General features: G+C 61.1%; 25 protein-coding genes and 2 pseudogenes. 11 read left to right on the plus strand and 16 right to left on the minus strand.

Annotation, left to right across the window (positions count from 1 at the left end; genetic code table 11):
* Window positions 1–39: 39 nt before the first annotated feature.
* From AB4N73_RS20660 to AB4N73_RS20695, 8 genes and pseudogenes are all read right to left on the minus strand, one after another.
* Complete coding sequence (locus AB4N73_RS20660; protein ID WP_056791659.1) at window positions 40–498, minus strand: Rsd/AlgQ family anti-sigma factor; 459 nt, start codon at window positions 496–498, stop codon at window positions 40–42.
* Window positions 499–679: 181 nt separating this feature from the next.
* Window positions 680–1231, minus strand: a complete 552-nt coding sequence (locus AB4N73_RS20665) for a disulfide bond formation protein B (RefSeq protein WP_041476921.1) — start codon at window positions 1229–1231, stop codon at window positions 680–682.
* 216 nt (window positions 1232–1447) lie between these two features.
* The gene (locus AB4N73_RS20670) at window positions 1448–2686 is read right to left on the minus strand and encodes a heme biosynthesis protein HemY (RefSeq protein ID WP_042607105.1); all 1239 of its coding nucleotides are present in this window, start codon (window positions 2684–2686) and stop codon (window positions 1448–1450) included.
* Window positions 2683–3825, minus strand: a complete 1143-nt coding sequence (locus AB4N73_RS20675) for a uroporphyrinogen-III C-methyltransferase (RefSeq protein ID WP_056791721.1) — start codon at window positions 3823–3825, stop codon at window positions 2683–2685. Before AB4N73_RS20675 ends, AB4N73_RS20670 begins: the two co-directional genes overlap by 4 nt.
* Before the next feature lie 36 nt (window positions 3826–3861).
* A pseudogene (locus AB4N73_RS20680) lies at window positions 3862–4608 on the minus strand (uroporphyrinogen-III synthase); the annotation flags it as partial.
* Entirely contained in the window at window positions 4605–5546 is a 942-nt protein-coding gene (gene hemC / locus AB4N73_RS20685) for a hydroxymethylbilane synthase (RefSeq protein ID WP_460142487.1), read from the minus strand. The gene hemC and the pseudogene AB4N73_RS20680, both read right to left, overlap by 4 nt.
* Window positions 5547–5683: 137 nt before the next feature.
* On the minus strand, window positions 5684–6430 hold the full coding sequence (locus AB4N73_RS20690) for a LytR/AlgR family response regulator transcription factor (protein WP_016772598.1): 747 nt from the start codon (window positions 6428–6430) through the stop codon (window positions 5684–5686).
* Window positions 6427–6582: pseudogene (locus AB4N73_RS20695) on the minus strand (sensor histidine kinase); the annotation flags it as partial. The gene AB4N73_RS20690 and the pseudogene AB4N73_RS20695, both read right to left, overlap by 4 nt.
* 317 nt (window positions 6583–6899) lie before the next feature.
* Here AB4N73_RS20695 and argH point away from each other — a divergent pair.
* A complete protein-coding gene (argH, locus tag AB4N73_RS20700; RefSeq protein WP_039757402.1) occupies window positions 6900–8294 on the plus strand; it encodes an argininosuccinate lyase in 1395 nt (464 codons plus the stop codon).
* A gap of 119 nt (window positions 8295–8413) precedes the next feature.
* Here argH and AB4N73_RS20705 read toward each other — a convergent pair whose 3' ends face one another.
* The gene (locus AB4N73_RS20705; protein WP_150742927.1) at window positions 8414–9073 is read right to left on the minus strand and encodes a glutathione S-transferase family protein; all 660 of its coding nucleotides are present in this window, start codon (window positions 9071–9073) and stop codon (window positions 8414–8416) included.
* Between the two features lie 123 nt (window positions 9074–9196).
* Here AB4N73_RS20705 and AB4N73_RS20710 point away from each other — a divergent pair, with 123 nt between their 5' ends.
* The 3 genes from AB4N73_RS20710 (at window position 9197) to AB4N73_RS20720 (ending at window position 12956) form a co-directional block, all read left to right on the plus strand.
* Complete coding sequence (locus tag AB4N73_RS20710; RefSeq protein WP_150637099.1) at window positions 9197–9487, plus strand: hypothetical protein; 291 nt, start codon at window positions 9197–9199, stop codon at window positions 9485–9487.
* 197 nt (window positions 9488–9684) lie between these two features.
* Complete coding sequence (locus AB4N73_RS20715; protein ID WP_003229392.1) at window positions 9685–9930, plus strand: TIGR02647 family protein; 246 nt, start codon at window positions 9685–9687, stop codon at window positions 9928–9930.
* Window positions 9931–10112: 182 nt separating this feature from the next.
* Window positions 10113–12956, plus strand: a complete 2844-nt coding sequence (locus AB4N73_RS20720) for a class I adenylate cyclase (protein WP_252877095.1) — start codon at window positions 10113–10115, stop codon at window positions 12954–12956.
* A 9-nt stretch (window positions 12957–12965) separates the two neighbouring features.
* Here the strand turns inward: AB4N73_RS20720 and rnk are convergent, their stop codons facing one another.
* From rnk to cyaY, 3 genes are all read right to left on the minus strand, one after another.
* Window positions 12966–13385, minus strand: a complete 420-nt coding sequence (gene rnk / locus AB4N73_RS20725; protein WP_024014769.1) for a nucleoside diphosphate kinase regulator — start codon at window positions 13383–13385, stop codon at window positions 12966–12968.
* 254 nt (window positions 13386–13639) lie between these two features.
* Window positions 13640–13861 (minus strand): DUF1289 domain-containing protein, encoded by a 222-nt coding sequence (locus AB4N73_RS20730; protein WP_076564524.1) that lies wholly within the window; start codon window positions 13859–13861, stop codon window positions 13640–13642.
* 3 nt (window positions 13862–13864) lie between these two features.
* Window positions 13865–14197 carry an iron donor protein CyaY gene (cyaY, locus tag AB4N73_RS20735; RefSeq protein WP_056791639.1) on the minus strand — a complete coding sequence of 111 codons (333 nt, stop codon included), beginning with the start codon at window positions 14195–14197 and terminating at the stop codon, window positions 13865–13867.
* 314 nt (window positions 14198–14511) lie between these two features.
* On the opposite strand from cyaY, the gene lptM reads away from it, so the two are divergent.
* The 6 genes from lptM to AB4N73_RS20765 are packed head-to-tail and all read left to right on the plus strand — an operon-like array spanning window position 14512 to window position 19118.
* Window positions 14512–14682: an LPS translocon maturation chaperone LptM gene (gene lptM / locus AB4N73_RS20740; RefSeq protein ID WP_016772589.1), complete on the plus strand. Its 171-nt coding sequence runs from the start codon at window positions 14512–14514 to the stop codon at window positions 14680–14682.
* Between the two features lie 9 nt (window positions 14683–14691).
* Window positions 14692–15939: a diaminopimelate decarboxylase gene (lysA, locus tag AB4N73_RS20745; RefSeq protein ID WP_056791636.1), complete on the plus strand. Its 1248-nt coding sequence runs from the start codon at window positions 14692–14694 to the stop codon at window positions 15937–15939.
* Between the two features lie 3 nt (window positions 15940–15942).
* Window positions 15943–16773: a diaminopimelate epimerase gene (dapF, locus tag AB4N73_RS20750; protein ID WP_056791632.1), complete on the plus strand. Its 831-nt coding sequence runs from the start codon at window positions 15943–15945 to the stop codon at window positions 16771–16773.
* Between the two features lie 13 nt (window positions 16774–16786).
* Entirely contained in the window at window positions 16787–17512 is a 726-nt protein-coding gene (locus AB4N73_RS20755) for a DUF484 family protein (RefSeq protein WP_236167760.1), read from the plus strand.
* Window positions 17513–17514: 2 nt separating this feature from the next.
* Window positions 17515–18414, plus strand: coding sequence for a tyrosine recombinase XerC (gene xerC / locus AB4N73_RS20760; protein WP_460142488.1), 900 nt, complete (start codon window positions 17515–17517; stop codon window positions 18412–18414).
* A complete protein-coding gene (locus tag AB4N73_RS20765) occupies window positions 18411–19118 on the plus strand; it encodes an HAD family hydrolase (RefSeq protein WP_460142489.1) in 708 nt (235 codons plus the stop codon). Before xerC ends, AB4N73_RS20765 begins: the two co-directional genes overlap by 4 nt.
* 188 nt (window positions 19119–19306) lie before the next feature.
* Here the strand turns inward: AB4N73_RS20765 and sutA are convergent, their stop codons facing one another.
* The 4 genes from sutA to glnK form a co-directional block, all read right to left on the minus strand.
* Entirely contained in the window at window positions 19307–19633 is a 327-nt protein-coding gene (gene sutA, locus AB4N73_RS20770) for a transcriptional regulator SutA (RefSeq protein WP_236167761.1), read from the minus strand.
* Window positions 19634–19734: 101 nt separating this feature from the next.
* Window positions 19735–20160, minus strand: a complete 426-nt coding sequence (locus AB4N73_RS20775) for a secondary thiamine-phosphate synthase enzyme YjbQ (RefSeq protein WP_071172132.1) — start codon at window positions 20158–20160, stop codon at window positions 19735–19737.
* Window positions 20161–20374: 214 nt separating this feature from the next.
* Window positions 20375–21712, minus strand: a complete 1338-nt coding sequence (locus tag AB4N73_RS20780; RefSeq protein ID WP_041476939.1) for an ammonium transporter — start codon at window positions 21710–21712, stop codon at window positions 20375–20377.
* Between the two features lie 37 nt (window positions 21713–21749).
* On the minus strand, window positions 21750–22088 hold the full coding sequence (glnK, locus tag AB4N73_RS20785; RefSeq protein ID WP_002555808.1) for a P-II family nitrogen regulator: 339 nt from the start codon (window positions 22086–22088) through the stop codon (window positions 21750–21752).
* Between the two features lie 394 nt (window positions 22089–22482).
* Here glnK and AB4N73_RS20790 point away from each other — a divergent pair, with 394 nt between their 5' ends.
* Window positions 22483–22743, plus strand: a complete 261-nt coding sequence (locus AB4N73_RS20790) for an accessory factor UbiK family protein (protein ID WP_201229224.1) — start codon at window positions 22483–22485, stop codon at window positions 22741–22743.
* Window positions 22744–22936 lie beyond the last annotated feature (193 nt).

Genomic DNA, 22936 nt, shown 5'->3' on the forward strand with positions numbered 1-22936 from the left:
TGCGCTTGCGGGCGCACCGTTTTTCATGAAGGACGTGGATCAGGCCTGAACCGAATATTCTTCCTTGTGTGCCGTGTGCAGCACTTCGATCAGGCAATCCTCAAGTTCAAAGCGCTCATGCAGCAAGCCGCCCAATTCCTTGAATTTCTCCGCAACGCATTTGCCTTCGTCGCACAGATCATTGAATGCGAGCAGCTTCTCGGTAATGACGTCGATGCGCGGGTAGATGGTCTCGGCGAGTTCCAGGCCGCGCTTGTCGTTGAACGCCTTGGCTTCGCCGGTCAGCTGTTCATAGATTTCGAAGTGACCCGCCGATACGTAATCGACCAGTACACCGCAGAACTCCAACAAGGGTTTGCGGCTTTCGGACAGCGAATCAGGCTGCGCACCGAGCTTGTCGTAGGCGACGATCAGCTCTTCACGCTCCTGCAACCAGCGGTCGATCAGCAGATGAACCCCACCCCAACGTTCCTGAGCATTCTGACAACTTTCGAGCATGGCGATCTCTCTTCCCTTGTGGGTCATGCTGCTCTACACCCGCGCCCCTGTTCTGATTTGACTGGTGGACGATCGGGCAGAGCGTCATCGAGCAACATAAATCCAATGACACGTGCCGGCCAGATTATGCCCGCACGCCTATGGCTTCAAGGTACGCAGGAGATAAAGTTCATACAAGTGTTTAATCCCTGACCAGCATGTGGTGCGACGCTTCGTCGCTGACCGGTCGTTGCAGAGCACTCCAGATCAGACGCAGCAACTGATAAACCGCAAGGATCGACACACCGACAAAAAACAGCAGGCTCCATTCGGGGATGCTCAAATCGAACAGTGTCCAGGAAATATCCGCACAATCAGCGCCGCCGTTGAACATCCGTTGCAAGGCGCAGATCCACGGCAGTTCGCTGAACAGTGACTCCACGGTGGGCGAGCATTTGACCAGTTGCAGCATGGAGTCACTCTGAATCAACACCTGCCGCCACGCAGCGGTGGTTCCCCCCAGACTGGCGCCGAGCGCAAACAGCCAGTACCACCATAAGCCAACGCGCCGGGGGCCATGCACCGCCGCCACGCCACAGCCGATGCACAGCAATGTGAGGAACAACCGCTGCACCAGGCACAGACTGCAAGGCGTCAGTCCGACCGCGTATTCGAGGTAATAGGAAGCTCCCAGAGCAAAGGCCCCCGCAATGAAAGCCATGAAGAACAAGGAGCGTGAGCAGGCCAACGACATGGCTTTTCCGTAACAGTAGAGACAGACGGTTACGGTAGAGGAAAGCGTGTCAGCCTTTCAAGGCAAGGGCCTGGCGACAGTTCACCACAGGTGTAGGGAAAACCCGACAGGCTCGATAGGAAACGGTGAAGCGCTTTGTAGGACTTTGTCTGTAGAGCGCAAAGAAGGGGAATTTTCGGTCATTGAAGTTCACGAGGGAGCAACCTCCCTCGCCATTCAGACCTTCGCCGCAACCGGCAACGGCGCCGCCAGCAAGCGTTCATCCAGCAGCCCCAGACCTTCCTGGAACAACTGATTGCTGCGCTCGGTATCGCCAAGCTGTGCAAGCAGACGGGCCAACTCCGCACAGGTCTCCGGATTGCGCTGCACGCGCAGACTGCTTTCCAGATAGTCACGGGCCTTGCCCCAAAGGCTGGTTTGCAGACACAGGCGTCCAAGGGTCAGCAGCAGGCTCGGATCGGCCGGGTGCTCCTTGAGCCAGCCCTCGGCCGTCTGCAACTGACGCGCAGGATCACTGCCACGAACCAGACCATAAAGCCGCGCCAGATGGCTGTCGTATTTGCGCTTGAGCGCTGTACGCAGGACCTCTTCGGCCTCGACCTGAGCGCCCAGCTGGCGCAATTGCTCGGCATAGGCCAGTACCAAAGGTGCTTCCTGACGCTGCGCCGAAGTCAGCTGTTCCCACGCCCGCTTGAGCGATTGCAGACCCACCGTACCGTCTTCTTCACGATGCGCTGCCAGCGAGAGGTTCTCACCCCAGGCGCGCCGTTCGAGCTCGGCCAGTTCTGCCGGCGGCAGCACTTTGTCCTTGCGCAACTCAGGCAGCAAACGAATCACCGCCGACCATTCGCCACGCTGCTGATGCAGACGTTGCAATTGACGCAACGTCTGCGCGCTGCGCGGATGCCGTTCATGCATTGCCTGCAAGGTCACCAGCGCACCGTCGGTGTCGCCACGATCGGTCTGCAATTGTGCGTGACTCAGAGCGATCGCCAATTCGGCTTGCGGCTGACGCTCCAGCGCACGTTCGAGCAAACGATCACTTTCTTCGTACTGACCTTGCTCGTTCGCCGCACGTGCGGCGCCGAGGTAATAAAGCAATGGCTGGCGCTCGGCTTCCGCCGCGCGGGTCAGATGCCGTTGCGCACTGGCCCAGCGACCTTCAGCCAGATCCAGCTGCCCGTGCTCGATCGCCACTTGCACGCGGCGGCTGCGATTGCGTCGCGACCACGGATTGACCACGCCGGTGGAGGTCATCACCAGCTCGACCAGCACCTTGATGCCCCAGAACAGCAGCCACAGCACCGCTATCACCGCCAAGGTCGCCCACAGGCTCGATTCGTAGCGGAAGCTCTTGTACGCCACCAGCACGTAACCGGAATGCTCGGCAATCGCCAGGCCCAGCGCTGCCGTCGCGGCGATGACCAGAAACACGATTACATAGAGGCGCTTCATGGGGTCGCCTCCTGCGCAGCATTGGCGGCAGGCTTGGCGAACGGTTTCACCGATTCTTCAGCATTGACGTTACGCCGCTCCAGATACCCCTGCACCGCACTCAAGGTGCCGGTCAGATCCGGCGTCTTGACGGTGACCGGTTCCTTGCTCAGCTCGGAGACCTGTTCCAGCATGACTTTGCTTTGCGGATTGTCCGGGTTGAAATTGCCCTTGAGCACATCGCGTGCCTCGGCCAGCGCCTGGGTGTACACCGCCGCCTGACCGTTGAGCGCCGCCCACTGCGCTTGCTCCAGCGCCAGGCTCAGGGCCAGGCGCACCTGGCTCAGGCTTTGCCCGGCCAGCAGCGGTTTGACGTTTTTGTCAGCGTTGAAATCGATGCGGATATAGCGCGACACCTTGTCCCACCACTGCGCCCAGCGACCGGCGCCATCGCCATCGGCGGTCAGCCCCAGCAGGGACTCGCCGCGATCCTTGTACTCCGGCGCCAGCTCGGTGAGGTCGATGACCTGATCGCGCAGCGCGCCGAGACGCAGGAACAGCCCGGTGCGATCCGGCTGTTCGGTGCTGCGCAAGGCGACCAGGGTTTTCGCCACTTGCTCGCGCGCGGCGAAGGAACCCGGATCGTTCTGCTCACGGAGAATTTCATCGGCGCCCTGCACCAGTGCCTGGGCGCTGCTGATGTCCTGCAGCGCTGAAAGGCGCAGGCTGGCCAGACGCAGCAAGTGCTCGGCCTCGGCCAGACGCCAGTCCTTGCGGCTGGCGCCGAGGACGGTTTCCAGACGTTGATTGAGGCGCTGCTGATCGCCCTGCAATTGCGTGACCAGACGCTGGCGCTCGGCGAGCTCGTCAGCACCGGGCAGCTGCGCCAGGCGTTCGGTCAGACGCTGTTCGTTGAGCTTCAGACTCTGCGCCTGATCGTTCAGCGCCTGCACCTGACTCGACTGTTGCTGCGTGTTGTTCTGCAGGTGGCGCACCTGCCAGACACCCCAGCCGCCAATGGCGACACCGGCGGCGCCGAGCAGCAGGGCGACAATTGCCAGTCCATTGCCTCGGCGCGGCTCTTTGGCCGGTGGTGGAGTTTCAACCTGGGCATCGAGCGCAGGCTGGACGTCATCTTTTGGCAAGGCTGTTTCGCTCACGTATCCATCCTTTGCATTAGAAAACGGCACGGGACATTCCCGTAACGCCGTCAGCAAAGCCGCGGCACTCGCGCCGCGGCAATCCACAACTGTTTGAGCCCCGGCGGCACGTGCCAGCTCGGCGACTCTCGGACTTGGAACAAACAACGGCAACGGCGCGATCTTCGGCCAGGCATCGCCGGCCATCTGCCGCAGGTGCTCGAAACCCTGTCCACTGCTGACCACCAGCCCGTTCAAGCGTTCCGCTTCGATCCGCCGTGGCAGCTCGTTCAGCGGATAGGCTGGCAGTTCACGGCGATACAACTCCAGATACTCGACACTAGCACCAAGCGCGCGCAGGCGCTCGGCGAGCAGTTCACGACCGCCCTCGCCGCGCAGGATCATCACCTGCGCGCCGGGCTGGCTGACCGCCTCGCGCAGACGCGGCAATTGCAACAAGGCTTCACTGTCATCGCCGTCAACCGGAAAGCTCACATCGAGACCGTGTTCGCGAAGAATGCCTGCGGTCGCCGCGCCGACGCTGAACCACGGCATGCTCAATGGCGGCGCACCTTCAGACTTGAGCAAGTCCACCGCGATCCGCGCCGCCGGTTTGCTGACCACGATCACTGCGCTGCAAGCGGGCAATCGCGAAATCGCTTGGCGAATAGTGTCAGAGACCGGCAGCGGAACAATGTCCAAAAGCGGCAGACAACTGCTGAAAATCCCGTGCCCGGCCAGCTGTTCGGCCAGCGCCGCGCAGTCGTCTGCCGGGCGCGTCAGCAGCAGGCGCCAGGCTGTCACTCGTGACCCGCCTCGCCGTAGACAGCTTTGAGAATGTCGTCAGCGCCTTGCTTGAGCAAGTCTTCAGCGACCTGCACACCCAAGGTTTCCGCGTCGGCACGCGGCGCCCGGGCTTGGGCACTGAGAAGCTTGCCACCGCTCGGCTCACCGACCAGACCGCGCAACCACAACTGCTCGCCCTCAAGCACGGCGTAGCAGGCGATCGGCACTTGGCAGCCGCCGTTCAAATGTTTGTTGAGGGCGCGTTCGGCGTTCACCCGCGAAGCGGTATCGGCGTGATGCAAAGGTGCGAGCAAGGCGTGGATTTCGTGGTCGGCGCTGCGGCATTCGATGCCGACCGCGCCTTGGCCACCGGCCGGCAGGCTGTCATCGACACTGATCGCCGAAGTGATGCGATCTTCGAAACCCAGGCGGATCAAGCCCGCCGCAGCGAGGATGATCGCGTCGTACTCGCCGGCGTCGAGCTTGGCCAGACGGGTGTTGACGTTGCCACGCAGGAAACGGATCTGCAGATCCGGGCGACGCGCCAGCAATTGCGTTTGCCGACGCAGGCTCGAGGTGCCGACGATGGCACCGGCAGGCAGCGCTTCAAGACTGGCGTAGGTGTTGGAGACGAAAGCATCGCGCGGGTCTTCACGCTCGCAGATGCAAAACAGGCCCAGGCCTTGCGGGAAGTCCATCGGCACGTCTTTCATCGAATGCACGGCGATATCCGCTTGGTTTTCCAGCAGCGCGGTTTCCAGTTCCTTGACGAACAGGCCCTTGCCGCCGATCTTCGACAGTGGCGAGTCGAGCAGCTTGTCACCGCGACTGACCATGGGCACCAGCGTCACCAGCAGGCCCGGGTGGGCCGCCTCGAGACGGGCTTTGACATATTCGGCCTGCCAGAGGGCCAGCGCACTTTTACGGGTGGCGATGCGGATTTCGCGAGGGGACATGGAACAATCCGTACTGAATAGATACGGCGGATAATAACAGCTCAGTCAATTTCACTTTGACCTGAATCAGAACCGGCGCGGCCTCCCTGGCCTGCCATGCCGGGTAAAAGAACGCGAAAGGCCCGGAGAAGACCGGGTCACAGCCCCTGCATCATCTTGCGCACACCGGCAACATGCCGCCGGCTGACAATCAGCGCATCGCCATTGAGGCCTTTGAGGAACAACTGGAAATGTCCCAGTGGGGTGCGTTGCAAGCGCTCGATGCGGTCGCGAGCGACCAGCGCGTTGCGGTGGATACGCACAAAGCGTTCGCCGAATTCGTCTTCGAGGGCTTTGAGGGGTTCGTCGAGCAGCACCTCGCCGGCTTCGTGACGCAGGGTCACGTATTTGTGGTCGGCGATGAAGTAGACCACCTGATCCAGCGGAATCAGCTCGATGCCTTTACGGGTCCGTGCGCTGATGTGGCTGCGTGGGCCGTTGCCACTTTCGGCAGCGGGACGGGTCAGGGCCGAGAGTTGCGCCCGGTTGGGACGTTCAGCCCGCTTCAGGGCTTCATTCAAGTGTTCGGTTCGCACAGGTTTCACCACATAGCCCACGGCGCTGGCCTGCAGGGCTTCCACGGCAAATTCATCGGGACTGGTGCAAAACACCACGGCCGGCGGCGTCTCTCGTTCGCACAGTCGGGCAGCAACCTGCAGGCCATCGAGGCCCGGCATGCGGATATCGAGCAGCACGATATCCGGCTTGTGGCTGTCGATCAGCGCTAACGCCTCCTCGCCATTCGTGGCACTGGGCTCCAGGACTGTGTAACCCTCGAGCTCGCTCACCATACGGCTTAGGCGCTCGCGAGCCAGGGGTTCGTCATCAACGATCAGGACATTCATATTGCGCTGGATTCCTGCGTGAGTCTCGCACAAGGATAGCGTAGACAGGTGTAGTGACCTCCGTCACCGCGATCCACGCTAAGACTAGCCCGAGCGCCAAAAAGTGCCGTACGTCGGCCAGCAATATTTGCCAGCGTCCGGGTCGAACGGCTCAGAGCCCAGTGTTTCCTGCGTTTCTCGCGGTGGGTGACCGTTGTACAACTCACCCGCCCCCTCTTCTTATAGCCAGTGGCCGGACCTTTGCATGATCCGCATTCGCACCGACCCTTATGTCCACTGTAGACGTTCGTCGGAACGATATTGCTCAATCAAAAAATATCCTTTTGTAAATTCCTTGCAGACCGCGCCGGACATGCCTGACACATCCGCGAAAAAACGTATCGACCGGTGTCAGCGACAGGATTGGCAACCCTGTTATTATCCGCGCCAGCGTTTCACGCCATTTCTTCAAGCCGATACGAGCGAATTCATGAGCACTGACAAGACCAATCAGTCCTGGGGCGGCCGCTTCAGTGAACCCGTCGACGCCTTCGTCGCCCGCTTCACCGCCTCCGTCACTTTCGACCAGCGCCTGTATCGCCACGACATCATGGGCTCAATTGCCCACGCCACCATGCTGGCCAAGGTCGGCGTGCTGACCGATGCCGAGCGCGACAGCATCATCGATGGCCTGAAGACCATTCAGGGCGAAATCGAGGCCGGCCAGTTCGACTGGCGCGTCGACCTCGAAGACGTGCACATGAACATCGAAGCACGCCTGACCGACCGCATCGGCGTCACCGGTAAAAAGCTCCACACTGGGCGCAGCCGCAACGACCAGGTCGCCACCGATATCCGCCTGTGGCTGCGCGATGAAATCGACCTGATCCTCGCCGAGATCACCCGCCTGCAAAAAGGCCTGCTGGAGCAAGCCGAGCGTGAGGCCGCAAGCATCATGCCGGGCTTCACCCACTTGCAGACCGCGCAGCCGGTAACTTTCGGGCACCACATGCTGGCCTGGTTCGAAATGCTCAGCCGCGACTACGAGCGTCTGGTCGACTGCCGCAAGCGCACCAACCGCATGCCATTGGGCAGCGCCGCACTGGCCGGCACCACCTACCCGATCGACCGCGAATACACCGCGCAACTGCTCGGCTTCGACGCCGTCGGCGGCAACTCGCTGGACAACGTCTCCGATCGTGACTTCGCCATCGAATTCTGCTCGGCCGCAAGCATCGCGATGATGCACCTGTCGCGCTTCTCCGAAGAGCTGGTGCTGTGGACCAGCGCGCAGTTCCAGTTCATCGATCTGCCGGATCGTTTCTGCACTGGCAGCTCGATCATGCCGCAGAAGAAAAACCCTGACGTGCCCGAACTGGTACGCGGCAAGACCGGCCGCGTCTTCGGCGCGCTGATGGGCCTGCTGACCCTGATGAAGGGCCAGCCGCTGGCCTACAACAAGGACAATCAGGAAGACAAGGAGCCGCTGTTCGACGCCGCCGACACCCTGCGCGATTCGCTGCGCGCGTTTGCCGACATGATCCCGGCGATCAAGCCGAAACACGCGATCATGCGTGAAGCGGCACTGCGCGGTTTCTCCACTGCGACTGACCTGGCGGATTATCTGGTGCGCCGTGGCCTGCCGTTCCGTGATTGCCATGAAATCGTTGGCCACGCGGTGAAATACGGCGTCGACACCGGCAAGGATCTGGCCGAGATGAGCCTCGAAGAACTGCGTCAGTTCAGCGATCAGATCGAGCAGGACGTGTTTGCCGTGCTGACCCTGGAAGGCTCGGTGAATGCCCGCGATCATATCGGCGGGACTGCGCCGGCGCAGGTCAAGGCTGCGGTGGCGCGCGGTCAGGCCCTAATCGCCAGCCGCTAGAAGCATCGCGGGCAAGCCCGCTCCCACAGGGTTCTTCGTGGAACACAATTTTGCGTTCGACCCATAGCCCTGTGGGAGCTGGCTTGCCAGCGATGACTGACTTCTGAGCGCTACAAAATTCACTTCTTGGCAGCAATCATCGCCAAAAACGCCGGCATGGCCGCGTCTTTATCCGCCGCAATCTTCTGCACATGCGGATTCTGCTCTAACCGCTCCAGCAGCGCTTTCGCCTGCGGCATCTCGGCCAGCAGATCAATCCCGAACAGCTTCTGCCCGACCGCACAGGCCAGCGGCACGCTGTAGAGGAAATACAAATCGGCAATGCTCAGGCTGTCACCCGCCACATACGGGGCGAACTGGCCATGACGGCCCAGCGCGGCGAAGCCCAGCAGCAGCTCGGTCCGGGTTTTCTCTTTGATCGGCTCCGGCAATGTCATACCGAAAAACGCCTCGCCATAGCAGGCACGCCCCGGCAACTCGATGTACAACTCGATCTCCTTGGCAATCGCCAATACCTGCGCGCGCTCGAACGGATCGCTGGGCAGGAGCGGCGTGCCCTTTTGTGATTGTTCGAGGTATTCGAGAATGATCGCGGTTTCGTTGATATAACCGGCGTCGACACCCAGCACCGGGACCTTGCCGCGCGGGCTGATCGCCAGTGACTCCGGGGTTTGCGCCGGGTAGAACGTCACCTCTTCGAAGGGCAGGCCTTTTTCCAGCAGCGCCAGTTTGACCATGTTGTAGTAGTTGCTGACAGCAAATCCGTAGAGCTTGAACATCACAGAGCCTCCAGGCCGTGCGGGGTGGGCAGTGCCTGTTTATAGATCGCCGCGACGTTTCCCGCCAGCAGCATCACGCCGCTGAATGCGGGTAAACTGGCGCCTTTCCCTGAGGAGCCTGCCATGAGCGAGCCGACAGATATCGTCAACGATGACGACGAAGAAGCATTCACCGAAGCGACGCTGATCGAAGCCATCGAAAACCAGATCGAAAGCGACAACCCGCCGGCGGCCAAGGCGACATTGAACAAGCTGACCCTGGTCGGCATGGAACGTGAGGAGATCCTCAACCTCATGGCTCACGTGCTTGCCTATGAGATTGACGCGATGCTCGATGAAGACCGCGCGTTCAACACCGAATGGTATGAAGCAGCCTTGCGCGCATTGCCAGAGCTGCCACCGGAAAAGCTCTAAGATCAAAAGATCGCAGCCTTCGGCAGCTCCTGCACCAATCTCCTGTAGGAGCTGCCGAAGGCTGCGATCTTTTTTATGCGGACTACACTGGAATTCGCCTCAAGACAAAATCCCCTGATCCGAGCACTGGACATGCTGCACCAGCGGGTTCACCTTAGAGGCGCTGTCGTCCAATTCCTAGAAAGTCTGGAGTCCTTATGTCGCTTACCCCTGAGTTGGTTGCCGAACTGGAAGTCCTTGCACTCTTCAACCTGGACAGTTCCCAGGAAGGTCTGAAAATTCATCAGACCGCTGCCCCGAAACACATAGCCGCCGCCAAACGCCTCTTCGAAAAAGAACTAACCGACCAGCCCGATGGCGGTTATCTGACCAGCCTCGGCCGCGATGCCGCGCAAAACGTGCAGACCGTACTGACGATTCTGAGAGAGCAGGAAACCGCCTGACTTTTTCCGACTTTGCCCACGGAAACTCCTGCCACGGGATTTCCGCGGGCCAGCCTGATCACTGCCAATGAAAATCTGACGTCAAAAAACAAATTCAGCTTAAACCTCCTGCTGCGCAGAGGCTAAACTGCGGCCATTCCGAGACCCTCTACGTCCGAGCCTGCAAGCCGGTTTGAGCTGACATGACGCGCACCCACGAAATCCGCCCCGACCTGGACGAAGGCATCGACCGCAAGGTACTCAGCCAACTGCGCGCCCGTTTTCTCAAACTCAATGAAGGCCGCCTCGGCCGCGCCCTCGAAGGTTTGTCGACGCGCCAGCAAAGCGTGCTGACGCTGTTGCCGCTGTTCTTTCACGTCAATCATCCGTTGCTGCCCGGCTATGTCTCGGGCAGTACGCCGGCCGGTCTCTCGAATTATGAGCCGGACGCCAATGCGCTGACCGAGGCGCAGCGCCTGACCCGCTCGTTTTCTTACAAACCGCGCCATGGCAGCAACCCGCCGCGACCGATTCACGGTCTGTTCCTGATGGGCAGCCTCGGCACGCTGGCACAGGCCGATCAGAGCGACATGGATGTGTGGGTCTGCCATGCCCCAGATCTGAGCGAAAGCGAACTCGCCGAGCTACGCAAGAAATGCCAGTTGCTGGAAACCTGGGCCGCGAGCCAGGGTGCCGAGGCGCATTTCTTCCTGATCGACCCGGCGCGCTTCGTCAAAGGCGAACGTGATGCTCAGCTCAGTTCGGAAAACTGCGGCAGCACCCAGCACTATCTGCTGCTCGACGAGTTTTATCGCACGGCGATCTGGCTGGCCGGGCGCACGCCGATCTGGTGGCTGGTGCCAGTCTATGAAGAAACAGCCTACGACGCTTACACCCACACCCTGCTGTCCAAACGCTTTATTCGCGCCGACGAAACCCTGGATCTCGGGCCGATGGCGACCATTCCGCCCGGGGAATTCATCGGTGCCGGATTGTGGCAGTTGTTCAAAGGCATCGAGTCGCCCTACAAGTCGGTGCTCAAACTGCTGCTGACCGAGGTGTACGCCAGCGAACATCCGCAAGTGCAGTGCCTGAGCCTGCGCTTCAAGAAAGCCGTGTTCGCCAATCAGCTCGATCTCGATGAGCTTGACCCGTACATGGTCGTGTACCGGCGTATCGAGGAATACCTGCTCGCCCGCAACGAACCGGAGCGTCTTGAGCTGGTGCGCCGCGCGCTGTATCTGAAGGTCAACCGCAAGCTCACCGGCAACAGCCGCAGCCAGGGTTGGCAACGCGCACTGCTCGAACGCCTGGCCGGCGAGTGGCACTGGGATCAGCGGCAACTGGCGCTGCTCGACAGCCGCAGTCAGTGGAAAGTCCGCCAGGTCAGCGCCGAGCGCCGCGCGCTGGTCAACGAACTCAACTACAGCTATCGCTTCCTGACCCAGTTCGCCCGCAGCGAACAGACTGTCAGCCTGATCAACAAGCGCGACCTCAATGTGCTCGGCCGGCGCCTGTATGCGGCTTTCGAGCGCAAGGCCGACAAGGTCGAGTTCATCAATCCGGGCATCGCCCCGGACCTGGCCGAAGACACCCTGACCCTGGTGCAGTCGCCGAACAAAAAGGAGCCGGGGCAGACCCAGTGGGGTTTGTACAACGGCAGCCTGACGGCGCTGGAGTGGGAACATTTCGCGCCGATCAAGCGCAGTCGCGAGCTACTTGAACTGCTGACCTGGTGCCACCGCAACGGCGTGATCGACAGCAGCACCCGCCTGGCCCTGCATCCGGGCACCAGCGACTTGAGCGAGTTCGAGCTGTTCAACCTGCTCGGCAGCCTGCAGCAGTGCATCGCCCTGCCCTTGTCCACCGTCGCCGAAGAGCCCTTGCTGCGCGCCGCCGTGCCCAGCGAAGTGCTGCTGCTGATCAACGTCGGCGTCGATCCGCTCAAGCATCACCGTGATCTGAATATTTTGATGACCACCGAACGCACCGACTCGCTGAGCTATGCCGGCGTGCGCGAGAACCTGGTGCTGACCCTCGATCAGGTCACGCTCAACAGCTGGAACGAAGTGCTGGTCAATCGTTTCGACGGCCCGCATGCGCTGCTCGACTGCCTGCGCGATTACCTCAACAACCTGCCGCGCGGCCCGGTGCAGCCGTCGCTGAAAGTGCGCTGCTTCTGCCACAACCGCGCGCAATTCATTGCCCGCCGCGTCGAAGAAATCGTCGACACCGCGCAGACCCTGTTGCTCAGCGAGCTGAATCACCGCTACCTGATTCAGGTGCAGCAGCACTATCACGTGCTGGAGCTGGTGCCGGGTCAGGTCAACCATGTCGCCCTCGCCACCCTGCCGGCACTGCTCGATTATCTGGGCGAAGAACAACCGCGCTACAGCCCGCTGCACCTCGACCCGATGGCGCTGGAAGATCACGACCTCGCGCTGATCCTGCCGATGGGTCAGCCGGAGTGCATTCAGGTGTTCTATCGCATCAGCGAACAGCAGGCGGAGCTGTACGTGCTGGATGAATTCAATGCGCTGTGGCAACAGCAGCTGCCATACCACGACGAGCAGAGTCTGCTGGTGCCGCTGCAGCGTTTTCTGCAATCGATCCAGTACCGCCGTGAAGCGCAATTGCCGATGGACGGTGGCCCTGCGGGCAGCCCCGAGACTTTGTATTACCAGCTGTTGCCGTCAGGCCCGGGGCGCTCGCGCAGGGTCGAAACCCGACCAGCACCGCAGACCCCGGTGAACAAACCGTTCTACGACGTGCAGGCAATCATCGGCAAAGCCGCACCCGGCGAAGTGCAGGTCACCTTGTACTGCAATCAGCGGGAATTCAGCGAGCTGGAGCATGGCGACCAGTTGTTCAGCGTGGTCGCCCGGGAGATCGTCGAGCAGCGTCGCGAGACCGAGCGTTATCGCTGCTACATCACCGACCTCGACCTGTCGGGTCTGCTCGGTGACGGGCACAGTTCAAGCAATCTGTATCTGCGCTACAAGGCGGACCTGGAGCGCTCGTTGAATGAAGCGCTCGAACAGGTTTGAAGCGGGGATTTATTCGGGAAAGGCGCCGCCGTTGACCGGTTGCGATTCCACTTCCAGCAAGGTCAGTTTCAGCGATTTGCCGCCCGGCGCCGGCCAATCGATATGCTGACCGACCTTCAGGCCCAGCAGCGCACTGCCGACCGGCGCCAGAATGGAAATTTTGCCTTCGTCGGCGTTGGCGTCCTTGGGATAGACCAGCGTCAGGTGGTAATCCTTGCCACTGCCTTCTTCGCGGCAATGCACGCGGGAATTCATGGTCACGACATCGGCGGGCACTTCATCGTGGCCGACCACGGTATCGGCGCGGTCCAGCTCGGTTTGCAGCGCAATCACGCCCGGCGCAGCCTGGTCTTTGTCGCTCAGGCTGTCGATCAGGCGCTCCAGACGTTGCACGTCCAGACGGGTAAGGGTGATGGAAGGTGCGGTCATGATCCAGGCAGACTCCTTTCTTCTGCACAAAAAAAGCAAAACCCCGCCAAAAAAGACGGGGTTTTCACCGTGCCTCGGTGGTTTGAGGCGTTCGCGGACACTATCACAGCTCAAAAAATATACAAGTCACGCCCTTTTTTGCCTGGGTGAAACCCTTGTGGCGAGGGGATTTATCCCCGTTCGGCTGCGCAGCAGCCGTATAGATTTTGGGGCCGCTACGCGACCCAACGGGGATAAATCCCCTCGCCACATTATCAACAGGCTTGGGATTTTCGTGCGGTAGCCTGCTGGCAAATCACCCGGCGCCGCTGATCGTCCGCCGAGCGCCATTCGCGAATGTCTTCAACGTGGCGTGCGCAGCCGAGACAGACTTTCTGTTCGTCCAGTCGGCATACGCCCGTGCACGGCGAAGGCACCGCCGGGCTGACGTTGCTGTAGAGCGGTTTCGGCGGGCGAACAGGCGCGGCATCCGTCACGAATCACAGACCTTCGAAATCGAATTCGGCGCCAGCCTGCTGCTTGACGAGGCGCTGAAGCATTTCGCCCAATTGCTCTTCGCTCTTGTCGCACATCCAGCGCTCGCTTTCTTCGTCGTAGTCGAAGTGGAAACCACCGGACACGGCCGCCAGCCACAGCTGACGCAACGGCTCCTGGCGGCTGAAGATCAGCTGCGAGCCATTTTCGAACTTGACGGTCAAGACACCTGCCGAGCTCTCCAGGTCGATATCCAGGTCGCTGTCATCAAAGATATCTTCCAGCGTCTGCTGGGTAGCATCGACCAGATCGTGGAAACGGGCTTCGGACAAACTCATTGCGGCAACCTCAAAAATGTCTGATCAGGCTCAAGCGCCGAAAGATACGGACGCTGCCGACCGATTGCAAAGATTAACGACCAAGCACCTGTCGGCCCATCCAACACCGCCCCCGTGGGAGCGAGCCTGCTCGCGAAAGCGGTGTGTCAGGCAACGAGCCTGTTGAATTTGCCGACGCCTTCGCGAGCAGGCTCGCTCCCACGGGGATGATGCGCATCACAGGAGCCCCGCCGGACGGGAACCCCCTCGCATAGGCAAGCTGCCGGGTGGCCGGTATACTCCGGCGCAATTAACGCATTTTCAAGGATTTCGCCATGAAGCGCCTGATCTCTTCCCTTGCTGCGCTCGTCGCGGTTGCCTGCCTCGTTTCGGCCTGTGGTCAAAAAGGCCCGCTGTACCTGCCGGATGACGATCAGGACCCGGCCGAACAAGCCCAGTCTTCGCAGAAGCAGCCATCCAAGGCTCACAAGCACGACGTTTACTAAGGGATCGCCATGGACGCTTTTAACTACCGTGGCGGGGAGCTGTTCGCGGAAGGTGTGGCGCTGTCCGCCATCGCCGACCGCTTCGGCACGCCCACCTATGTCTACTCGCGCGCGCACATCGAAGCGCAATATCTGGCCTACGCCGATGCGCTGGCCGGTATGCCGCATCTGGTCTGCTTCGCGGTCAAAGCCAACTCCAACCTCGGCGTACTGAATGTCCTGGCCCGTCTCGGCGCCGGTTTCGACATCGTTTCCCGTGGCGAGCTGGAACGTGTACTGGCCGCTGGTGGCAGCGCCGACAAGATCGTTTTCTCCGGCGTCGGCAAGACCCGTGACGACATGCGCCGCGCCCTCGAAGTCGGCGTGCACTGCTTCAACGTCGAGTCCACCGATGAGCTTGAGCGCCTGCAAGTAGTCGCCGCCGAGCTGGGTGTTCGCGCCCCGGTTTCGCTGCGCGTGAACCCGGACGTCGATGCCGGCACCCACCCGTACATTTCCACCGGTCTCAAAGAGAACAAGTTCGGCATCGCCATTGCCGACGCCGAAGACGTGTACGTGCGCGCCGCGCATCTGCCGAACCTGGAAGTGGTGGGCGTTGACTGCCATATCGGTTCGCAACTGACCACGCTGCCACCATTTATTGACGCCTTGGATCGCCTGCTGGATCTGGTCGACCGTCTGGGCGATTGCGGGATTCACCTGCGCCACATCGATCTCGGTGGCGGCCTGGGCGTGCGTTACCGCGATGAGGAGCCGCCGCTGGCTGCCGACTACATCAAAGCCGTGCGCGAACGTCTCGACGGGCGTGATCTGGCGCTGGTGTTCGAGCCAGGCCGCTTCATCGTTGCCAATGGCGGCGTGTTGCTGACACAGGTCGAATACCTCAAGCACACCGAGCACAAGGATTTCGCCATCGTCGACGCGGCGATGAACGACCTCATCCGTCCGGCGCTGTATCAGGCGTGGATGGACGTCACGGCGGTGAAACCGCGCGACAGCGCTGCACGCAAGTACGACATCGTCGGCCCGATCTGCGAAACCGGCGACTTCCTCGCCAAGGACCGCGAGCTGGCGCTGGAAGAAGGCGATCTGCTGGCGGTGCATTCGGCCGGCGCCTACGGTTTTGTCATGAGTTCCAACTACAACACCCGTGGCCGTGCCGCCGAGGTGCTGGTGGATGGTGATCAGGTTTTTGAAGTGCGTCGCCGCGAAACCGTGGCCGAGCTGTTTGCCGGCGAAAGCCTGCTGCCGGAGTAACCCATGCTGCTGCGTTTTACCAAAATGCACGGCCTGGGCAACGACTTCATGGTCCTCGACCTGGTCAGCCAGCACGCGCACATTCAGCCCAAACACGCCAAGCAATGGGGCGACCGCCACACCGGTATCGGTTTTGACCAGTTGCTGATCGTCGAAGCACCGAGTAACCCGGATGTGGATTTCCGCTACCGGATCTTCAACTCCGACGGTTCGGAGGTGGAGCAGTGCGGCAACGGTGCGCGCTGCTTCGCCCGCTTCGTGCTCGACAAGCGTCTGACCGCCAAACGGCAGATCCGCGTCGAGACCAAGGGCGGCATCATTGAACTGGACGTGCGTAACGACGGCCAGATCGGCGTGAACATGGGCGCGCCGCGCCTGGTGCCGGCAGACATTCCATTCCAGGCGCCGGCCCAGGCCAGCAGCTATCCGCTGGAAGTCGATGGCACCACGGTCGAACTGGCCGCCGTGTCGATGGGCAATCCCCATGCGGTCATTCGCGTGGACGACATCAACAGCGCACCGGTGCATGAACTGGGGCCGAAGATCGAACACCACCCGCGCTTTCCGGCGCGGGTCAATGTCGGCTTCCTTCAGGTCATCGATCGCCATCGCGCGCAACTGCGTGTTTGGGAGCGCGGCGCCGGGGAAACCCAGGCCTGCGGCACCGGCGCCTGTGCGGCGGCGGTGGCGGCCATCAGTCAGGGGTGGATGGATTCGCCGCTGTTGATCGACCTGCCCGGCGGACGTCTGTCCATCGAGTGGGCCGGCCCGGGCGAACCGGTATTGATGACCGGTCCGGCAGTGCGTGTATACGAAGGACAAGTGCGTCTTTGAGCGAGCAGAAATCATGACCGACAAGCCACAGGTACCCGCCCGACCAGCCGACGAATCAGCGCCCGAGAGCCTCGAGGCAGCCGCGGTAGCCGCCTACCTGGAGGCTCATCCGGACTTCTTCGTCGAGCACGAAGAGCTGCTGCCGTCGTTGCGCATTCCGCACCGACGCGGCGACACCGTGTCGCTGGTCGAGCGGCAGATGACCATCCTGCGCGACCGCAATATCGAGATGCGCCATCGCCTTTCGCATCTGATGGACGTGGCCCGCGACAACGATCGCCTGTTCGAAAAGACCCGCCGCCTGATTCTCGCGCTGATGGATGCATCGACCCTGGAAGACGTGGTCATCAGCGTTGAGGACAGCCTGCGTCAGGATTTCCAGGTGCCTTTCGTCAGCCTGATCCTGCTCGGCGACAACCCCGCACCGGTCGGCCGCTGGGTGACTCACGCCGACGCGCAAACCGCGATCGGCGGCCTGCTCACCGAAGGCAAAAGCGTCAGCGGCAGCCTCCGTGAACATGAGCTGGATTTCCTCTTCGGCGAAGAACAGCGCCAGCAGATCGGCTCGACCGCCGTGGTTGCCGTCAGCCATCAGGGCATTCACGGCATTCTGGCCATCGCCAGCCGTGACCCGCAGCATTACAAGAGCTCGGTCGGCACCCTGTTCCTCAGTTACATCGCCGAGGTCATGGGCCGTGTGCTGCCACGGGTCAACAGCTCGCTGCGCTCGGTACGCTGACCATGGAACGACAACTGGACGCTTACTGCGAACATCTGCGCAGTGAGCGACAGGTGTCGCCGCACACCCTGTCGGCTTATCGCCGCGACCTCGATAAAGTCCTCGGCTGGTGCATCAAGCAGAACATCGGCAGCTGGGCCGCGCTGGACATCCAGCGCCTGCGCAGCCTGATCGCCCGGTTGCATGCGCAAGGCCAGTCCTCGCGCAGCCTCGCCCGCCTGCTCTCGGCGGTGCGCGGGCTCTATCACTACTTGAATCGCGAAGGCCTGTGCGACCACGACCCGGCCACCGGCCTGGCCCCGCCGAAAGGCGAACGGCGCCTGCCGAAAACCCTTGATACCGACCGCGCATTGCAGCTGCTGGAAGGTGCGGTCGAGGACGATTTTCTCGCCCGGCGTGATCAGGCGATTCTTGAGCTGTTCTATTCTTCTGGCCTGCGCCTGTCCGAGCTGACCGGGCTCAATCTCGATCAACTCGACCTCGCCGACGGCATGGTTCAGGTGCTCGGCAAGGGCAGCAAGACCCGACTGTTGCCGGTTGGCACCAAGGCCCGCGAAGCCTTGGAACACTGGTTGCCGCTTAGAGCCATGACCAACCCGGCGGACGATGCGGTTTTTGTCAGCCAGCAAGGTCAGCGTCTCGGCCCGCGCGCGATTCAGGTGCGGGTCAAACTGGCTGGCGAGCGCGAACTGGGGCAGAACCTGCATCCGCACATGCTCCGGCACTCGTTCGCCAGCCATTTGCTCGAGTCTTCACAGGATCTGCGCGCGGTGCAGGAATTGCTCGGCCACTCCGATATCAAAACCACGCAGATCTATACCCACCTCGACTTCCAGCATCTGGCGGCGGTCTACGACAGCGCCCATCCCCGGGCCAAACGCATGAAAGGCGATGATTCATGAGCATTCAGTTGATCACCTTCGACCTCGACGACACTTTGTGGGATACCGCGCCGGTGATCGCCAGCGCTGAAACCGTGTTGCGCGAATGGCTGAGCGAGCATGCGTCGAACCTGGGCGCGGTGCCGGTGGAGCATTTGTGGTCGATTCGCGAGCGAGTGCTGGCGGGCGAACCGGGCCTCAAACACCGCATCAGCGCGCTGCGCCGACGTGTGCTGCTCCATGCGCTGGAAGAAGCCGGGTATGCCCACGGCGAAGCGTCGGAGCTGGCTGACAAGGCTTTTGAAGTGTTCCTGCATGCGCGGCATCAGATCGAAGTGTTCCCGGAGGTCGAGCCGCTGCTGGAGCTGCTCGCCAATCATTACGCCCTCGGCGTGGTCACCAATGGCAATGCCGACGTGCGCCGGCTGGGGCTGGCGGATTACTTCAAGTTCGCCTTGTGCGCCGAAGACATCGGCATCGCCAAACCGGATGCGCGGCTGTTTCATGAAGCGTTACAGCGCGGTGGTGTGGGTGCTGAAGCGGCGGTGCATGTCGGCGATCATCCCGGCGATGACATCGCCGGGGCGCAGCAGGCGGGGTTGCGCGCGGTGTGGTTCAACCCGACAGGCAAGTTCTGGGAGGCGGAGCGCTTGCCGGATGCGGAAATTCGCAGCCTGACCGAATTGCCCGCCGTGCTCTCGCGCTGGAATGCTTCCTCGAACTGATCTACAGCCCTGTGGGAGCGAGCCTGCTCGCGAATGCGGTGTGTCATCCAACATGTATATCGGCTGACATGCCCTCTTCGCGAGCAGGCTCGCTCCCACAGGGACTGCATTTGTTTTCAACGAATTTATTTCAGGCATGAAAAAGCCCGCAGCGACGGCGGGCTTTTTCAGCAAGCGAGCGACGCGCCTCAGATAGGGCGGCTGCCGTACTTGTTATCCGGCTTCTTGGGCGGATCGGCGACCACGTTGGCCTCCACTTCCTGCACCTTGCCGCCGCGCGCAAGGAATTCTTCCATGGCCTTGGCCAGGGCGTCACGCTCCTTGTTCTTGGCTTCGATGCTCGGCAACTCGTCGACCGAGACCGCAGCCTTGGCTTTGCCTTTGGCAGCCGGGGCCGGCGTGTCGTCACCGCCATCGTCTTCGGTAACGTCTTCCGCTGCCGCTCCCAGGCCTTCCTCGGCCTCGTCTTCGTCGCCTACTTCGAGGTCGTCGTTTTCCAGATCATCGTCGCTCATGTTCTACCTCATGACTTGCCAAAAGCAGATTAGTTATAGACCAGCTTTGGCGGCTGTCGAAGCCGCCGTTGAAAAATCTTCTGCCGCTGCCCGGCAGCGGCTCATGCCTGTTCACCGTGCAAGGTGGCGAGGACTTTACGGGCACCGCCATGATCACGGTGCTCGCCCAGATAAATCCCTTGCCAGGTACCCAGTGCCAGCCGCCCTGCCGCAACCGGCAGACTGATCTGGCAACCGAGCACGCTGGCCTTGAAGTGCGCCGGGAGGTCGTCCAGGCCTTCGTCGTTGTGCTCGTAGCCGTCTGTTCCTTGTGGGATCAGACGATTGAAAAATCGTTCGAAGTCGCGACGAACTGCCGGATCGGCGTTCTCGTTGATGGTCAACGACGCCGACGTGTGCTGCAGCCACAAATGCAACAGACCGACCCGACAGGTCTTGAGTTCAGGCAAGCCTGCGAGCAACTCGTCCGTCACCAGATGAAAGCCCCGGGGCCTTGCCCGCAGGGTTATCAGAGTCTGTTGCCACATACAGTTCTCCGCTCGTTCGGGGCGCATTCTAGCGTGCTCTGAAAAAAAACAAAGGCCCTAATATTCCTGCAGCGATGTAAGCGATTGCCCGCAGAAAAAGCCTCGTCGTAAAGACGACCAAAGCCGTAAGAAAAATCCTTTCAGCCGCACCTTGAATGACAAATCCCGGACAAAAAAATGCCCGGCGAACCGGGCAGTTTTTTATCGCGCGTACTTACAGGTTGTAGCCGCGTTCGTTGTGTTGTGCCAGATCGAGGCCGACCGACTCTTCTTCCTCGGTTACGCGCAGACCCATGACGGCGTCCAGCACCTTGAGGATGATGAAAGTCACGATCGCGGTGTAGATCACCGTGAAGCCGACGCCTTTGATCTGAATCCAGACCTGCGCGCCGATGTCAGTCACGGTGCCGAAGCCGCCCAGTGCCGGTGCGGCAAACACACCGGTGAGGATCGCGCCGAGGATACCGCCGATACCGTGCACGCCGAAGGCATCCAGGGAGTCGTCATAGCCGAGTTTGCGTTTCAGGGTGGTGGCGCAGAAGAAGCACACCACGCCTGCGGCCAGACCGATCACCAGTGCACCCATCGGGCCTACAGTGCCAGCGGCCGGAGTGATCGCGACCAGACCGGCGACCACACCCGAAGCAATGCCCAGTGCGCTTGGCTTGCCGTGGGTGACCCACTCGGCAAACATCCAGCCCAGTGCCGCAGCGGCGGTGGCGATCTGGGTAACCAGCATGGCCATACCGGCAGTGCCGTTGGCAGCGGCAGCGGAACCGGCGTTGAAGCCGAACCAGCCAACCCACAGCATCGCCGCGCCCATCAGGGTGTAGCCGAGGTTGTGCGGAGCCATCGGTGTGGTCGGGAAGCCTTTGCGCTTGCCCAGTACCAGGCACGCGACCAGACCGGCGATACCGGCGTTGATGTGCACCACGGTGCCGCCAGCAAAGTCGAGCACGCCCCAGTCCCACATCAGGCCGCCGTTACCGGACCAGACCATGTGCGCGATCGGTGCATAAACCAGCGTGAACCAGATGCCCATGAAGATCAGCATCGCAGAGAACTTCATGCGCTCGGCGAACGCACCGACGATCAGCGCCGGGGTGATGATCGCGAAGGTCATCTGGAAGGTGATGAACACCGCCTCAGGGAACAGCGCCGCCGGGCCGGTGATGCTCGAAGGCGTGACACCGGCGAGGAACGCCTTGCCCATGCCGCCGAAGAACGAATTGAAGTTGACGACGCCCTGCTCCATGCCGGTGGTGTCGAAGGCAATGCTGTAGCCATAAATGACCCACAGGATGCTGATCAGACCGGTAATGGCGAAGCACTGCATCAGCACGGAAAGAATGTTTTTCGAGCGAACCATACCGCCGTAGAACAGCGCTAGGCCGGGGATGGTCATGAACAGCACGAGCGCTGTCGAGGTGAGCATCCAGGCGGTGTCGCCGGAATTGAGGACTGGCGCTGCCACTTCGTCTGCCGCCATGGCGATGCCGGGCATTACGATGGACAACAGGGCGCCTAGCCCTGCGAATTTACGCAGAGTCATATTGTTTTCTCCTGGGGCGTTGGGTTTGTGGCAGCGCTTAGATCGCGTCGGTATCGGTTTCGCCGGTACGGATGCGGATCGCCTGTTCCAGATTGACCACGAAGATCTTGCCGTCACCGATCTTGCCGGTGTTGGCCGCTTTGGTTATCGCCTCGATAACCCGATCCAGATCCTTGTCGTCGATGGCCACGTCGATTTTCACCTTGGGCAGAAAATCGACCACATATTCCGCGCCGCGATACAGCTCGGTGTGACCCTTCTGCCGGCCGAAGCCTTTGACTTCAGTGACGGTAATGCCCTGCACGCCGATTTCGGACAGCGACTCGCGCACGTCGTCCAACTTGAACGGCTTGATGATGGCAGTGACTAGCTTCATGAAACTCTCTCCCGAATTGGTGGACTTGCCCCAGGAAAACAAACCCGTCTCAAGTCTAAGCGCAGTGCCTGGCTTTGTAACGCATCGTTGACGCCAGCTAACCGCATCAGACGAAACTCCCCGCTTCGTCTGCCGCACTGCATTCGTCACAGCGACTGCATCAGTGCATGGGTCGAGGGTGACTAAGCAGAAACCTTGCCAGCTCGGCAAAAACCCTGCATTTCAATCGCTTGGCACCTGTTGCAAGCGCTCGGGCAGAAAAGCTTTTGCCGATACGCACAACAACGGTGCGCCACCGTCCGTCCCCCTGCGCGAAAAGCGTGCATCCGTGCAACGGGATTGACTATAGACACTGCGTGATACACTGCCGGCCATTGTTTCCAGGACATTTCCCATGCTCGCGCCCAAAGACTTCCTCGACGCCCTGAGCGGCACCGCCTCCCGCCTCTTCAACGGCGAAACCCCGCTGCCGAAAGCCGAAATCGAAAGCCAGTTCAAAATGCTGCTGCAAAGTGCCTTCAGCAAACTTGATCTGGTCAGCCGGGAAGAGTTCGATAGTCAGATGGTAGTGCTGGCGCGTACTCGCGCCCGCCTCGAAAGCCTCGAAGCCAAAGTCGCCGAGATGGAAGCGAAGCTGACACCGCCCGCTGAATAATTCGCGTCCCCTGTGGGAGCTGCCGAAGGCTGCGATCTTTTGATCTTCAGCCCTTCAACCATCCCCGCAACGTCCTACAACCTTAATGACCGCCGTCCGATTGCGCCCAAAAGCCCAGGTTTCTAAGCTCATCTGATGCTGAATGTTCAGCAGAGGGTTGGGCGACCCGGGCAGGGCCATGGTGGAAAAGGGC

It is taken from the genome of Pseudomonas sp. S3_B08 (genome assembly GCF_054667725.1).

What these genes read in the sequence shown, in the direction of transcription:
- AB4N73_RS20660 (WP_056791659.1), bottom strand. Translation starts at nt 498, where the DNA reads ATGCTCGAAAGTTGTCAGAATGCTCAGGAACGTTGGGGTGGGGTTCAT.
- AB4N73_RS20665 (WP_041476921.1), bottom strand. Translation starts at nt 1,231, where the DNA reads ATGTCGTTGGCCTGCTCACGCTCCTTGTTCTTCATGGCTTTCATTGCG.
- AB4N73_RS20670 (WP_042607105.1), bottom strand. Translation starts at nt 2,686, where the DNA reads ATGAAGCGCCTCTATGTAATCGTGTTTCTGGTCATCGCCGCGACGGCA.
- hemC (WP_460142487.1), bottom strand. Translation starts at nt 5,546, where the DNA reads ATGTCCCCTCGCGAAATCCGCATCGCCACCCGTAAAAGTGCGCTGGCC.
- AB4N73_RS20690 (WP_016772598.1), bottom strand. Translation starts at nt 6,430, where the DNA reads ATGAATGTCCTGATCGTTGATGACGAACCCCTGGCTCGCGAGCGCCTA.
- argH (WP_039757402.1), top strand. Translation starts at nt 6,900, where the DNA reads ATGAGCACTGACAAGACCAATCAGTCCTGGGGCGGCCGCTTCAGTGAA.
- AB4N73_RS20705 (WP_150742927.1), bottom strand. Translation starts at nt 9,073, where the DNA reads ATGTTCAAGCTCTACGGATTTGCTGTCAGCAACTACTACAACATGGTC.
- AB4N73_RS20710 (WP_150637099.1), top strand. Translation starts at nt 9,197, where the DNA reads ATGAGCGAGCCGACAGATATCGTCAACGATGACGACGAAGAAGCATTC.
- AB4N73_RS20715 (WP_003229392.1), top strand. Translation starts at nt 9,685, where the DNA reads ATGTCGCTTACCCCTGAGTTGGTTGCCGAACTGGAAGTCCTTGCACTC.
- AB4N73_RS20720 (WP_252877095.1), top strand. Translation starts at nt 10,113, where the DNA reads ATGACGCGCACCCACGAAATCCGCCCCGACCTGGACGAAGGCATCGAC.
- rnk (WP_024014769.1), bottom strand. Translation starts at nt 13,385, where the DNA reads ATGACCGCACCTTCCATCACCCTTACCCGTCTGGACGTGCAACGTCTG.
- cyaY (WP_056791639.1), bottom strand. Translation starts at nt 14,197, where the DNA reads ATGAGTTTGTCCGAAGCCCGTTTCCACGATCTGGTCGATGCTACCCAG.
- lptM (WP_016772589.1), top strand. Translation starts at nt 14,512, where the DNA reads ATGAAGCGCCTGATCTCTTCCCTTGCTGCGCTCGTCGCGGTTGCCTGC.
- lysA (WP_056791636.1), top strand. Translation starts at nt 14,692, where the DNA reads ATGGACGCTTTTAACTACCGTGGCGGGGAGCTGTTCGCGGAAGGTGTG.
- dapF (WP_056791632.1), top strand. Translation starts at nt 15,943, where the DNA reads ATGCTGCTGCGTTTTACCAAAATGCACGGCCTGGGCAACGACTTCATG.
- AB4N73_RS20755 (WP_236167760.1), top strand. Translation starts at nt 16,787, where the DNA reads ATGACCGACAAGCCACAGGTACCCGCCCGACCAGCCGACGAATCAGCG.
- xerC (WP_460142488.1), top strand. Translation starts at nt 17,515, where the DNA reads ATGGAACGACAACTGGACGCTTACTGCGAACATCTGCGCAGTGAGCGA.
- AB4N73_RS20765 (WP_460142489.1), top strand. Translation starts at nt 18,411, where the DNA reads ATGAGCATTCAGTTGATCACCTTCGACCTCGACGACACTTTGTGGGAT.
- sutA (WP_236167761.1), bottom strand. Translation starts at nt 19,633, where the DNA reads ATGAGCGACGATGATCTGGAAAACGACGACCTCGAAGTAGGCGACGAA.
- AB4N73_RS20775 (WP_071172132.1), bottom strand. Translation starts at nt 20,160, where the DNA reads ATGTGGCAACAGACTCTGATAACCCTGCGGGCAAGGCCCCGGGGCTTT.
- AB4N73_RS20780 (WP_041476939.1), bottom strand. Translation starts at nt 21,712, where the DNA reads ATGACTCTGCGTAAATTCGCAGGGCTAGGCGCCCTGTTGTCCATCGTA.
- glnK (WP_002555808.1), bottom strand. Translation starts at nt 22,088, where the DNA reads ATGAAGCTAGTCACTGCCATCATCAAGCCGTTCAAGTTGGACGACGTG.
- AB4N73_RS20790 (WP_201229224.1), top strand. Translation starts at nt 22,483, where the DNA reads ATGCTCGCGCCCAAAGACTTCCTCGACGCCCTGAGCGGCACCGCCTCC.